General features: G+C 69.2%; 9 protein-coding genes and 2 rRNA genes (1 of these 11 cut by a window edge). 10 read left to right on the top strand and 1 reads right to left on the bottom strand.

The features are described 5' to 3' along the window. The 10 genes from FB471_RS05685 to FB471_RS05640 all read left to right on the top strand — a co-directional run. Positions 1–2,819 (top strand): 23S ribosomal RNA (locus FB471_RS05685); it begins 286 nt to the left of the window's first position. 62 nt (positions 2,820–2,881) lie between these two features. Beyond that, positions 2,882–2,998: ribosomal RNA gene (gene rrf, locus FB471_RS05680) — 5S ribosomal RNA — on the top strand. A gap of 83 nt (positions 2,999–3,081) precedes the next feature. Beyond that, positions 3,082–4,296, top strand: a complete 1,215-nt coding sequence (locus FB471_RS34880; RefSeq protein WP_246076253.1) for a tetratricopeptide repeat protein — start codon at positions 3,082–3,084, stop codon at positions 4,294–4,296. Beyond that, a complete protein-coding gene (locus FB471_RS05670; RefSeq protein ID WP_141996264.1) occupies positions 4,289–5,269 on the top strand; it encodes an HAD-IIA family hydrolase in 981 nt (326 codons plus the stop codon). Before FB471_RS34880 ends, FB471_RS05670 begins: the two co-directional genes overlap by 8 nt. A 65-nt stretch (positions 5,270–5,334) precedes the next feature. Next, positions 5,335–5,547: a hypothetical protein gene (locus FB471_RS05665; protein ID WP_142001612.1), complete on the top strand. Its 213-nt coding sequence runs from the start codon at positions 5,335–5,337 to the stop codon at positions 5,545–5,547. 3 nt (positions 5,548–5,550) lie between these two features. Beyond that, on the top strand, positions 5,551–6,381 hold the full coding sequence (locus tag FB471_RS05660; RefSeq protein WP_141996263.1) for a TlyA family RNA methyltransferase: 831 nt from the start codon (positions 5,551–5,553) through the stop codon (positions 6,379–6,381). After that, on the top strand, positions 6,381–7,304 hold the full coding sequence (locus FB471_RS05655) for an NAD kinase (protein ID WP_142001611.1): 924 nt from the start codon (positions 6,381–6,383) through the stop codon (positions 7,302–7,304). Before FB471_RS05660 ends, FB471_RS05655 begins: the two co-directional genes overlap by 1 nt. Positions 7,305–7,405: 101 nt before the next feature. Beyond that, positions 7,406–9,226 (top strand): DNA repair protein RecN, encoded by a 1,821-nt coding sequence (gene recN, locus FB471_RS05650; protein WP_211357955.1) that lies wholly within the window; start codon positions 7,406–7,408, stop codon positions 9,224–9,226. Positions 9,227–9,323: 97 nt separating this feature from the next. Further along, positions 9,324–10,508 carry a putative cytokinetic ring protein SteA gene (gene steA / locus FB471_RS05645; RefSeq protein WP_141996262.1) on the top strand — a complete coding sequence of 395 codons (1,185 nt, stop codon included), beginning with the start codon at positions 9,324–9,326 and terminating at the stop codon, positions 10,506–10,508. Further along, positions 10,505–11,452 (top strand): copper transporter, encoded by a 948-nt coding sequence (locus FB471_RS05640; protein WP_141996261.1) that lies wholly within the window; start codon positions 10,505–10,507, stop codon positions 11,450–11,452. Before steA ends, FB471_RS05640 begins: the two co-directional genes overlap by 4 nt. A 10-nt stretch (positions 11,453–11,462) precedes the next feature. Here FB471_RS05640 and aroA read toward each other — a convergent pair whose 3' ends face one another. Then, the gene (gene aroA / locus FB471_RS05635; RefSeq protein WP_141996260.1) at positions 11,463–12,749 is read right to left on the bottom strand and encodes a 3-phosphoshikimate 1-carboxyvinyltransferase; all 1,287 of its coding nucleotides are present in this window, start codon (positions 12,747–12,749) and stop codon (positions 11,463–11,465) included. Between the last annotated feature and the right edge of the window lie 38 nt (positions 12,750–12,787).

Raw genomic sequence — 12,787 nt, 5'->3', positions numbered from 1 at the left:
TCAAGCTGTCAGGTGTTGTGTGTGCGGTGTTGTGGGACCCATTGTCCAGGGGCTGACACTCCTGGGGATGCGCGTTGTGGCTAGTGGAACCGTTTGGGATGGCGGACCGGAGTGGGTGAGAGTCCCGTACGCGAAAGCTGTGGCGTGGTGTCTGGATGGTGTTCCCGAGTAGCAGCGAGCTCGTGGAATTTGCTGTGAATCTGCCGGGACCACCCGGTAAGCCTAAATACTTCCTGGTGACCGATAGCGGACGAGTACCGTGAGGGAAAGATGAAAAGTACCCCGGGAGGGGAGTGAAAGAGTACCTGAAACCGTGTGCCTACAAGCCGTCAGAGCCTTCGGGTGATGGCGTGCCTTTTGAAGAATGAGCCTGCGAGTCAGTGCTGCGTGGCGAGGTTAACCCGTGTGGGGTAGTCGTAGCGAAAGCGAGTCCGAAGAGGGCGATGGAGTCGCGTGGTCTGGACCCGAAGCGGAGTGATCTACCCATGGCCAGGGTGAAGCGCCGGTAAGACGGTGTGGAGGCCCGAACCCACCAGGGTTGAAAACCTGGGGGATGAGCTGTGGGTAGGGGTGAAAGGCCAATCAAACTCCGTGATAGCTGGTTCTCCCCGAAATGCATTTAGGTGCAGCGTCGCATGTTTCACGCCTGGGGTAGAGCTACTGGGTGGTCGAGGGGCCTTACCGGGTTACTGACATCAACCAAACTCCGAATACGGGTGTGTGAGAGTGCGGCAGTGAGACGGTGGGGGATAAGCTTCATCGTCGAGAGGGAAACAGCCCAGAGCGCCAGCTAAGGCCCCTAAGTGTGTGCTGAGTGGAAAAGGATGTGGGATTGCCGAGACAACCAGGAGGTTGGCTTAGAAGCAGCCATCCTTGAAAGAGTGCGTAATAGCTCACTGGTCAAGTGGTCCTGCGCCGATAATGTAGCGGGGCTAAGCACACCGCCGAAGCTGTGTCACTCACACTTGTGATCCGCGCCTGCCTTTGGGTGGGTGTGTAGTCGTGTGGGTGGGTAGGGGAGCGTCCTGCATCCGGTGAAGCCACGGTGGAAACCAGTGGTGGAGGGTGTGGGAGTGAGAATGCAGGCATGAGTAGCGAAAGCAGAGTGAGAATCTCTGCCGCCGGATGACCAAGGGTTCCTGGGCCAGGCTGTTCCGCCCAGGGTAAGTCGGGACCTAAGGCGAGGCCGACAGGCGTAGTCGATGGACAACGGGTTGATATTCCCGTACCCGCGTGTGTGCGTCCCTGGTGAGGCAGGTGAGACTAACCACCCGAAGCCGGGTGAGACCTTCGGGTCGAGCCGGGTGGAGCGTGGGACCTGATCTTGTAGTAGCCAAGTGATGGGGTGACGCAGGAAGGTAGCCCCGCCAGTGAGTGGTAGTACTGGTGTAAGCGTGTAGGGAGTGGTGTAGGTAAATCCGCACCGCATGGATCCTGAGACGTGATGCGTAGCCGAGTGAGGCGAAGTAGGGTGATCCTATGCTGCCGAGAAAAGCCTCTAGCGAGTGCACATGTGGCCCGTACCCCAAACCAACACAGGTGGTCAGGTAGAGAATACTAAGGCGAGCGGGTGAACTGTGGTTAAGGAACTCGGCAAAATGCCCCCGTAACTTCGGGAGAAGGGGGGCCAGAGCACCTGAAGCCCTGCGCGGGCTAGGGTGAGTTGGCCGCAGAGACCAGCGGAAAGCGACTGTTTACTAAAAACACAGGTCCGTGCGAAGAAGCAATTCGATGTATACGGACTGACGCCTGCCCGGTGCTGGAACGTTAAGAGGACCGGTTAGCCTTTCGGGGCGAAGCTGAGAATTTAAGCGCCAGTAAACGGCGGTGGTAACTATAACCATCCTAAGGTAGCGAAATTCCTTGTCGGGTAAGTTCCGACCTGCACGAATGGCGTAACGACTTTCCGGCTGTCTCAACCACAGGCCCGGCGAAATTGCATTACGAGTAAAGATGCTCGTTACGCGCGGCAGGACGGAAAGACCCCGGGACCTTTACTATAGTTTGGTATTGGTTTTCGGTTCGGCTTGTGTAGGATAGGTGGGAGACTGTGAAGCTGGCACGCTAGTGTTGGTGGAGTCATTGTTGAAATACCACTCTGGTCGAATGGGAAATCTGAACCTCGGGCCATGATCTGGTTCAGGGACAGTGCCTGATGGGTAGTTTAACTGGGGCGGTTGCCTCCCAAAGAGTAACGGAGGCGCCCAAAGGTTCCCTCAGCCTGGTTGGCAATCAGGTGTTGAGTGTAAGTGCACAAGGGAGCTTGACTGTGAGACTGACGGGTCGAGCAGGGACGAAAGTCGGGACTAGTGATCCGGCACCACCTGGTGGAAGGGGTGTCGCTCAACGGATAAAAGGTACCCCGGGGATAACAGGCTGATCTTGCCCAAGAGTCCATATCGACGGCATGGTTTGGCACCTCGATGTCGGCTCGTCGCATCCTGGGGCCGGAGTAGGTCCCAAGGGTTGGGCTGTTCGCCCATTAAAGCGGCACGCGAGCTGGGTTTAGAACGTCGTGAGACAGTTCGGTCCCTATCCGCCGCGCGCGTAGGAGACTTGAGGAAGGCTGTCCCTAGTACGAGAGGACCGGGACGGACGAACCTCTGGTATGCCAGTTGTTCCGCCAGGAGCACGGCTGGTTGGCTACGTTCGGAAGGGATAACCGCTGAAGGCATCTAAGCGGGAAGCCTGTTCCAAGATGAGGTCTCCCACCCCGAGAGGGTTAAGGCCCCCATGAGATGAATGGGTTGATAGGCCAGAGATGGAAGCGCAGTAATGTGTGGAGTTGACTGGTACTAATAGGCCGAGGGCTTGCCCACAAAGATGTTACGCATCCGCTCTACGGTTCTGAAACACCACACCAGTGTGTGTTTCAGAGAGTTTCGGTGGTTATGGCGGTGGGGAAACGCCCGGTCCCATTCCGAACCCGGAAGCTAAGCCCACCAGCGCCGATGGTACTGCACTCGAAGGGGTGTGGGAGAGTAGGACACCGCCGAGCACCCTTTCCAAAGGGCCCGCTAGGGTAGTCGATTGGCTCCCTGGCGGGCCCTTTGTGCATGTCTTGACCATGGAGGAGAACAGGTGTCCGAGCACGGTCGACGCGACTCGGCGGGCGACGGCGAGTCCGAGCGGCCGCGAAGGAAGGACCAGCCTGGTGGCGGTCGGCCTGCTCGTTCCGAAGGTGGGGCGAGCGGCCGTGGCCGGGAACAGGGGAAGGGCGGCGACCGGGAACGGGGCCGTCCGGGCCGGAACCGGCGAGACGACGACCGGCAGGAGCGCGGACACCCGAACCGGGGGCGCAACGGCGGCGGCGCGGACCGGCCGGACCGCGAGGATCGGCGGGGCGGCCAGGATCGTGGGCGCGGGCAGGGCCGACCCGCATCCGGTGGGCGGTTCCGCGAGGAGGAACGGCGAGGCGGGCCCGGCGAGCGCGGGCAGGGCCACCGCGACCGCGCGCCCGGTGACCGGCAGGAGCGCCGCCCGCATCGCGATCAGGACCGGCGGGACCGGGTAGGGCAGGCGGACCAGCGTCCCGACCGGAAGCGGGACGGGGAGCGGCAGCGTGATCCCCGCCCCCGGCAGGCCGGGGAGCGACCGGCCGATGATGCCGCGGTGGCGGAGGAACTGCTGGCCGCGCCCGAGTTGCCCGAGGACGTCGAGTTCACCGACCTGGACGAGGAGGCGCGGCGCGAGCTGCGCACCCTGCCCAGGGATCTCGCCGAGCGGATCGGCAAGCATCTCGTGGCCGCGGGCGGGTTGATCGACGTCGACCCGGAGGCGGCGCTCGAACACGCCAGGTACGCCAAGACCAAGGCCTCCCGCGTGCCGATCGTGCGGGAGGCGGTCGGGCTGGCCGCCTACCACGCGGGCAAATGGTCCGAAGCCCTCTCCGAGTTGCGTGCGGTGCGCAGGATGGCTCGCACCGACATCCACGTCGCCATCCTCGCCGACGCGGAACGCGCCCTCGGCCGCCCGGAACGCGCACTCGACCTCGCCAGGGAAGCCGACCTGAGCCGGCTCCCGCAGGAGGTGCAGGTCGAGCTGCGGATCGTGGCCGCGGGCGCGCGCCGCGACCTCGGCCAGCTCGACGCCGCCGTGGTCTCGCTGCAGGGCGCCGACCTGGATCCCGCGGCGCGGTATCCGTGGAGCGCCCGCCTCTTCTACGCCTACGCGGACAACCTGCTCGCGGCCGGGCGGGCGGAGGAGGCATTGCGTTGGTTCCTGCACGCCGCCGAAGCCGACGACCAGGAGGAGACCGACGCCGCGGAACGGGCCGCGGAGCTCGGCAATGAGTGACCCGCGGCACGATGCCGTGCTGTTCGACCTGGACGGCACGCTGTACCACGGCGCCCGCCCGATCCCCGGTGCGGCGGAAGGGGTCAACGGGGTGCGCGCCGCGGGCACCCCGGTCCGGTTCGTCACCAACAACGCGTCCAAAGCCGCGTCGGCGGTCGCCGATCACCTGGCCGAGCTCGGCATCCCCGCCGATACCGCCGAGGTCAGCACGAGTTCGCAGGCCGCGGCCTCGGTGCTCGGGGAACGGCTGCCCACCGGCGCCACGGTGCTGGTGGTGGGCACCGCGGCACTCGCCGAGGAAGTCGCCGGGGCGGGCCTGCGGCCGGTGCGGGAGGCCTCCGCCGAGGTGGCGGCCGTGGTGCAGGGCCACTCACCGGACACCTGCTGGGGCGATCTCGCCGAGGCCTGCGTCGCCGTCCGGGCCGGCGCGCGGTGGGTCGCCTGCAATGTGGATCCGACCCTGCCCACCGAGCGGGGACAACTGCCGGGCAACGGCTCGATGGTCACCGCCCTCCGCACCGCCACCGGCCGGGCACCGCTGGTCGCGGGCAAACCCGAGCCCCCGCTGTTCCGTGCCGCGGCGAGCTCCGCGGGGGCGAGCTCCGCGCTGGTCGTCGGCGACCGGCTGGACACCGATATCGCGGGCGCGGTCCGTGCCGGGCTCGAGGCACTGGTGGTCCTTACCGGGGTCACCACGCCCGCCGTGCTGCTCGCAGCCGAGCCGGCTGAACGCCCGCAGTACCTCGCCGCGGATCTCACCGCACTGACGGCGCCCATGGGCGAGCTGCGGATCGGGCCCCAACCCGGCTGGACGGTGGACGCCGGAAACTCGGCGCTCACCGTATCCGGGAACGGCGCCCCACTCGACCTCCTTCGTACGCTCTGTGACGTCGCGTGGCGGAACGGTCACCACGAGATCGAGGCGCTTGATCGACACTCCCGCGCGGCCCTCGCCGAGCTGGGCCTGTCCTGATCCGTGCACGATCGGGCAGCGCGATCGGCTAGCGTTGACGCGTGCACGAAGAGACGAACCCGGAATTGCGGGAAGCGGCGGCGCGGCCGGTTCCCGGACCACCACCCGGTCAGCAGGAACAGGCGCAGCCGCAGGACACCGACCCGCGGGCCGGCATCGACGAGGCCGTCGCGGGTCTCGACGGCATGGCGGACCTGCCGCTCGCCGAGCACGTCGAGCGCTTCGACGCCGTGCACACCGAGCTGACCGTCGCGCTGTCCAGCATCGACAAGGTCTAGCTCATGCCGCGCAGGGCGCGCCTCGACGCCGAGCTGGTGCGCCGGGGCCTCGCTCGCTCGAGAGACCAGGCGGCCTCGCTGATCAGCGAGGGCAAGGTGACCGTGCGCGGCCTGGTGGCCCACAAGGCCGCCACCGGGGTGGAGCTCGATGCGCCGATCGTCGTGCGGGTGGAGGACGACCCCGGCTGGGCCTCGCGGGGGGCGCACAAGCTACTGGGCGCGCTGCGCGAGTTCCTGCCGCGCGGACTGTCCGTCGGCGGGAAACGGTGCCTCGACGCCGGTGCCTCCACCGGCGGTTTCACCGACGTCCTGCTCAGGGAGGGCGCCGCCATGGTGGTCGCGGCGGACGTGGGGCGAGGGCTGCTGGACTGGCGGCTGCGCACCGATGAGCGCGTCCACGTACTGGACAGGACGAACGTGCGTAGCCTGTCCGCGGAGCAGCTCGGCGGCGAGGTCGACCTGGTCGTCGCCGACCTCTCCTTCATCTCGCTGCGCCTGGTGCTGCCCGCGTTGCTGGCCTGCACCGCCGAGCGGGCCGACCTGTTGCCGATGGTCAAGCCCCAGTTCGAGGTCGGCAGGCAGCGTCTGGGCAGCGGTGGGGTGGTGCGCGATCCGGAGCTGCGCGTCGAGGCCGTCAGTACGGTGCTGACCGAGGCCACCGCCCTCGGCCTGCGCCCGGCCGGCGTGGTGGCCAGCCCGCTACCGGGGCCATCCGGGAACGTCGAGTACTTCGCCTGGCTGCGAAGGGCGGCGGGCGGGTCCGCTATGGACAATACGGGCGAGCCGGACATCGCACGGCTCGCCCGTACCGCGGTTCAGGAGGGGCCTTCGTGATCGAGGAAACCGAGCTGCGCGAGGTGCTGCTCGTCGTCCATCCGGACCGGGACGCCACCCGGCCCGCCGCCCGGGAGGTCGCCGCCCGGCTCGCCGAGGCCGGTATCCGGTTGCGGGTGCTGGACGAGGACGTGCGCGACCTCATCAAGCCCGACGGCGCCGGGGCGCCGTGCATGGTGGTCGGTCCGGAGTCCGAACCGGCCGCGGGCACCGAGCTGGTGCTGGTGCTGGGCGGTGACGGGACCCTGCTGCGGGCCGCGGAGCTGGCGCGCCCGGCCGGGGTGCCCCTGCTCGGCGTCAACCTCGGGAGGGTCGGATTCCTCACCGAGGCGGACTCCGACGCGCTCACCGACACCGTGCGCCGGGTGGTCGAACGCCGCTACCGGGTCGAGCAGCGGATGACCGTCGATGTCACGGTGAGTATGAACGGCGACCTCGTGGCCCGGACCTGGGCCCTGAACGAGGCCAGCGTGGAGAAGAGCACCCGGGAACGGATCCTGGACGCGCTCATCGAGGTCGACGGCAGGCCGGTGTCCTCCTTCGGCTGCGACGGAGTGCTGTGCGCGACGCCGACCGGGTCCACCGCCTACGCCTTCTCCGCCGGCGGTCCGGTGATCTGGCCCGAGGTCGAGGCGCTGCTGGTGGTGCCGAGCAACGCGCACGCCATGTTCTCCCGGCCGCTGGTGGTGTCCCGCAGCTCGGTCATCACCGTGGAGGTCGATCCGGACGGCTCGCCGGCCGTGCTCACCTGCGACGGCCTGCGTCACCTCGAAGTGCCGCCGGGTGCCCGGGTCCAGGTCGTCTGGGGGCGGGTATCGGTGCGGCTGGCGCGGCTGTGGGACGGCCCGTTCACCGACCGTCTGGTACGCAAGTTCTCCCTGCCGGTGACGAGCTGGCGCGAACGGCATGCCCACTCCCGCTGAGCCGCGGCGAGTGGCCCGTTCCTCGCGACAAGTTCACGGAACGGGCCACTCGTAACAGACGGCCGATTCCTGCCGTCGGTGCGAGCGACTACGGTGGTGCCGTGCTTGCCGAGATGCGCATCCAGGGCCTCGGGGTCATCGAGGAGGCCCTGCTTGAACTGCACCCGGGGTTCACCGTGGTCACCGGGGAGACCGGCGCGGGCAAGACCATGGTGGTCACCGGGCTGCACCTGCTCTCCGGTGGCCGTTCCGAGGCATCCAAGGTGCGCACCGGGTCGACCAAGGCCAGCGTCGAGGGCCGGTTCGCCGGGATCGAAAACGAGCAGGCCCGGCAGCTGATCACCGGTGCCGGTGCCGACATCGACGAGGACGGCAGCGTGATCGCGTTGCGGTCGGTCGGTTCCGACGGGCGTTCCCGTGCCCACCTCGGCGGCCGCTCCGTCCCGGTCGGCGTGTTGTCGGACCTGTCCGAGCAGCTGCTCGCCGTGCACGGGCAGAACGATCAGCTCCGGCTGACGCGGCCCGCCGAGCAGCGTGCGGTCATCGACCGCTTCGCCGGCGAAGCGGTGGCCGAACCGCTCGCCGAGTATCACCGGGTGCGCGAGGAGTGGATCGGCGTGGTGGCCGAGCTCACCGAACGCTCCAGCCGCTCCCGCGAACTGGCCCAGCAGGCGGACCTGTTGCGCCACGGCCTCACCGAGATCGAGGCTGTCGACCCCGCGGCGGGGGAGGACGACGCGCTCACCGAGGAGATCAAGCGGCTGGCCGCGGTGGACGAGCTGCGTGCGGCCGCGGGCAGCGCGCAGGCAGCCGTCGCGGGCGCCGCGGACGGTGACCCGGACGTCCCCAACGCACTGGGCCTGCTCGCCGACGCCCAGCGCAGGCTCGGCGGGACGGAGGACTCGGTGCTGCGGGCGCTGGAGCCCCGGTTGGCCGAGGCCGCCGTGCTGCTCTCCGACGTCGGTGCCGAGCTCGGCGGCTACCTGGAGAGCCTGGACGCCGACCCGGAGCGGCTGGAGCAGGTGCTGGCCCGCCAGGCCGAGCTGAAGCGGCTCACCCGCAAGTACGCGGCCGATGTGGACGGTGTGCTCGCCTGGGCGGAGGACGCCCGGCGCCGGTTGTCCACAATGGATGTCTCCGATGAGGCCCTCGCCGAGCTGGCCGCGCGGCGGGACGAGCTGGCCGAGCAACTCGCCGGGCATGCCGGCAGGCTGTCCCGCGAGCGGGCGACGGCCGCGGCCGAGCTGGCGACCGCCATCACCGCCGAGCTCTCCGGCCTGGCCATGGGGCAGGCTGAGATCGAGGTCACCGTGCGCAACCGTGCCGCCGAGGCGAACGACCCGCATGCCCTGCGGGTCGGCGAGGAGATGCTGCACGCGGGCCAGGACGGGGTGGACGAGGTCGAGCTGCTGCTGCGCGCGCATTCCGGCGCGCCCGCGCTGCCGGTGCACAAGGCGGCTTCCGGTGGTGAGCTCTCCCGCGTCATGCTCGCCATCGAGGTGGTGCTCGCGCACGCCGACACCGTGCCGACCCTGGTGTTCGACGAGGTCGACGCGGGCGTCGGCGGCCGGGCCGCGGTGGAGATCGGCAGGCGGCTGGCGAAGCTGGCGCGCAGCCACCAGGTGCTGGTGGTCACCCACCTGCCTCAGGTCGCCGCGTTCGCCGACCAGCACCTCGTCGTCGACAAGGGCACCTCGGGCGGGGTCACCCGGAGTGGGGTCACGGTGCTCCAGCAGTCCGAGCGGGTGCTGGAACTGGCCAGGATGCTGGCCGGAATGGACAGTACCGAGACCGGAAGGGCGCACGCCGAGGAACTGCTGGCCGCCGCCGAAGCGGACAAAGCCAGCGCGGCGGCCGAAAAGCGGCCGAGTCAGGGACGCGGATCGAAGAAAAAGAACGGCAAGGCGAAGAACGGAACGTAGCTCGACCGAGCTCCGGGGGCCCTGCCGGCCGAATTGTGCACAACCCTCACGGCGTGGCGAGCACGTCCGGACGTGCACATTTGTCACTATCGGTTCCATGAAGCTCACCGGCTTGCTCTCGCGGAACGATGAAACCCTGCCCGGGATCACCGGGGTCGCGCGGGTCGGTCGGCGCACCAGGGAGCTCCTGCGCCGGGTGGGTCCTGGTGACATCGTGCTGCTCGACCAGGTCGACCTTGACCGGTCCACGGCCGACGCGCTGGTCAGTGCCGAGGTCGCGGTCGTGTTGAACGCGTCGCCCTCGATATCCGGACGGTTCCCGAACCTCGGGCCGGAGATTCTGGTCGGCGCGGGAATTACCCTGATCGACGGGGTCGGTGGGGAGTTGCTGCGCACCGTCAAGGACGGCAGCAAGGTGCGGGTGCACGAAGGCGCTGTCTACCTCGGTGACCGCAAGGTCGGGTCGGGTGTCGAGCAGACCCCGGAAAGCGTCGCGGACCAGATGATCGAGGCCAAGGCGGGCATGTCGACCCAGCTCGAGGCCTTCTCCGCGAACACCATCGAGTTCCTGCGCCGGGAGCGCACCCTGATCCTGGACGGGGTCGGCGTGCCGGAGTTGCGGGTGCCGCTGCGCGATCAGCACGTCCTCGTGGTCGCGCCCGGCAACGGTCACGCCGAGGACCTGCGCCTGCTGAAGAAGTACATCGCCGAGCACCGCCCGGTGCTGATCGGGGTGGACGCGGGGGCGGACACCCTGCGCGCGCACGGTTACGACCCGGATGTCATCGTCGGCGATCCGCTCGGCATCCAGGCGGAGACGCTCAAGTCCGGTGGTGAGGTGGTGGTGCCTGCCCAGCCGGACGGGCACGCGCCGGGCGTCGAGCGCATCCAGGATCTCGGCATCGGCGCGGTGACCTTCCCCGCCTCCGGCAACGCCGAGGACCTCGCACTGCTGCTCGCGGACGCGCACGACGCGAGCCTGGTGGTCACTGTCGGGTTCCAGGCGACCCTGCAGGAGTTCCTCGACCACGGCCGGTCCGGTTCCAACCCGTCGACCTTCCTCACTCGGCTCAAGCTCGGCACCAGACTGGTCGACGGCAAGGCGGTTGCCACGCTGCACCGCAGCAGGGTGGCGATGGGCGCCATCGTGTTCCTCGTGGTGGCCGCGCTCGTCGTGGTGTTCGCCGCGTTGCTGGTCTCCGACGTCGGCTCGGTCTACCTGGACGTCGTCAGGGAGTCCTGGAATTCGTTCGTCAACTGGGTCGAGGGGCTGTTCACGTGATTTCTCTGCGGTACCACATCGTTTCCATCGCGGCGGTCTTCCTCGCGCTCGCCGTCGGCGTGGTGCTCGGCTCCACGGCGCTGAACGGGTCGTTGCTGTCCGGCCTTGCCGGGGAGAAGAACGACCTCGCGAACCGGGTGGCGGACCTGGAGGCCGAGCGCAACGCGTTGAATGCCCAACTCGCCGATGCCGACGCCTTCGCCGGGTCGGTGGGCTCCAAGGTGGTGTCCGGGCTGCTGGACAAGCGGTCCGTGGTGCTGGTGACCACCGAGGACGCGACCCCCGCCGACCGCGACACGATCAAGCAGCTGATCGAGCAGTCCGGGGCGGGCGTCACCGGCGAGGTCCAGCTCACCGAGGCGTTCGCCGATCCGGACAAGGCCGACCAGCTGCGCCAGGTCTCGACCCGGCTGCAGCCCGCGGGCGTGCAGTTCCCCACCGCGGGCGACCCCGGCACGCTCGGCGGGGCGCTGCTCGGATCGGTGCTGCTGCTGAACAAGGACTCGGCGGAGCCGCAGTCCTCGCCGGACGAGCGGGCCGCGGCGCTGAGCGGGCTCGCCGACGGCGGGCTGATCAAGCCTGCCGAGGGGGTGCAGCCTGCCCAGCTGGCGGTGGTGCTCACCGGCGGCAAGGCCACCGGTGACGGTGCCGGCGACCGGGCCACCACCCTGGCCAGGTTCGCGACCCAGCTGGACCGCTCCGGCGCGGGGACCGTGCTGGCAGGTAACGCGGGTTCGGCCGAGGGCAGCGGCGCCATCGGCGTCGCCCGAGCGGATACGGCGACCACCTCGATCATGTCCACAGTGGACAATGTGGACTCGGCGGCGGGCCGGATCGGGACGATTCTCGCGTTGCGCGAGCAGTTGGAGGGCGGTTCCGGGCGGTACGGAACGGCGGGCAACGCGCAGAGCCCGGCACCCGGCGTCGAACGGGAAGGCAGCTGAGCCGCGGCGCTCAGCCGAGCAACTCCTGCCAGGCGTCCACGAAACCGGGGAAGGTCTTGCCGACGGTCGCCGGGTTCTCCACCTGAAGCCCGGTGACCCGCAGGCCCAGCACCGCGCCCGCCATCACCAGCCGGTGGTCGTCGTAGGTGTGGAAGACGCCGCCGTGCAGCGGCGCCGGAGTGATCCGCAGCCCGTCGGCCGTGTCGGTCACCTCGGCGCCGAGCGCGGACAGCTCGGTGGCCAGGGCGGCGAGCCGGTCGGTCTCGTGCCCGCGCAGGTGCGCCACACCGGCGATCACCGAGGGTCCGTCGGCGAAGCACAGCAGCGCCGCGATCACCGGGGTCAGCTCGCCCACCTCGTGCAGGTCGAGCCGGGTCCCACGCAGCCGGCCGTCACCGGTGACGGTGAGCCCGTGGTCGTCCAGCTCGGCACGCCCGCCGAGTTCGCGCACCAGGCTCCGCAACCAGTCGCCCGGCTGCGTGGTGTGCTCCGGCCACCCGGCGATGCGCACGGTGCCGCCGGTGACCAGCGGCGCCAGCACGAAAGGGGCCGCGGTGGAAAGGTCGGGTTCCACCGTGAAGTCCGTGCGGCGTAGGTCCGCGTGCGGGACGTGGAACTCGCTCCCCTCCCGGCTCGGGTCCGCACCGAAGCGGCGGAGCATGTCCATGGTCATCGCGATGTGTGGCTCGCTCGGTGGGGCTCCGCCGACGAGGCGCACGGTAGCCCCCCCGTCGAAGGCCGGCGCGGCGAGCAGCAACGCGGAGAGGAACTGGCTGGAGGCGGTGGAGTCGAGCTCCACCGTGCCACCGCCGAGCCTGCCCCCGCCCTGCACGGTGAACGGCGGCGCCCCGCGGCCCTCGTCCTCGATGACCGCACCCAGCGCGGAGAGCGCGGACAGCAGCGGGGACACCGGCCGCCTGCGGATCGCCGGGTCGCCGTCGAACCGCACCGTCCGGGTACCGAGCGTGGCCAGCGCGGGGGTGAACCGAGCCACCGTACCCGCGTTGCCCAGCTCCACCTGGACGCTCGCACCGTCACCCGGGGTGAGGGGGTGCACCAGCACCCCCTCCGGGGTCCGCTCGTGTTCGGCGCCCAGCTCGGCGAGCGCGCCCAGCATGAGCCGGGTGTCCCTGGAGTCCAGGGGCTGCCGGACCAGGGTCTGGCCCGCGGACAGCGCGGCCAGCACGTAGGCCCGGTTGGTGATCGACTTCGAGCCGGGGACGCGGATCGTCGCGTCCACCGGGCCCGGTGCGACCGGGGCTGTCCAGACATCTTCGCGGGTGGCGTGCTCGGGCACCGGGTCACTTCTTTCGGTCGGTCGTGGACACCATCTGT

This window comes from Amycolatopsis cihanbeyliensis, from assembly GCF_006715045.1.
GTDB classification, from domain to species: Bacteria; Actinomycetota; Actinomycetes; order Mycobacteriales; family Pseudonocardiaceae; genus Amycolatopsis; species Amycolatopsis cihanbeyliensis.
The sequence above is the reverse complement of the archived record's forward strand: the minus strand, read 5'-3'. Positions and strand labels throughout refer to the sequence as shown.

Excerpts from the sequence above, each read along its gene's own strand:
- FB471_RS05670 (WP_141996264.1), top strand. The coding sequence starts at position 4,289 with ATGAGTGACCCGCGGCACGATGCCGTGCTGTTCGACCTGGACGGCACG.
- FB471_RS05660 (WP_141996263.1), top strand. The coding sequence starts at position 5,551 with ATGCCGCGCAGGGCGCGCCTCGACGCCGAGCTGGTGCGCCGGGGCCTC.
- steA (WP_141996262.1), top strand. The coding sequence starts at position 9,324 with ATGAAGCTCACCGGCTTGCTCTCGCGGAACGATGAAACCCTGCCCGGG.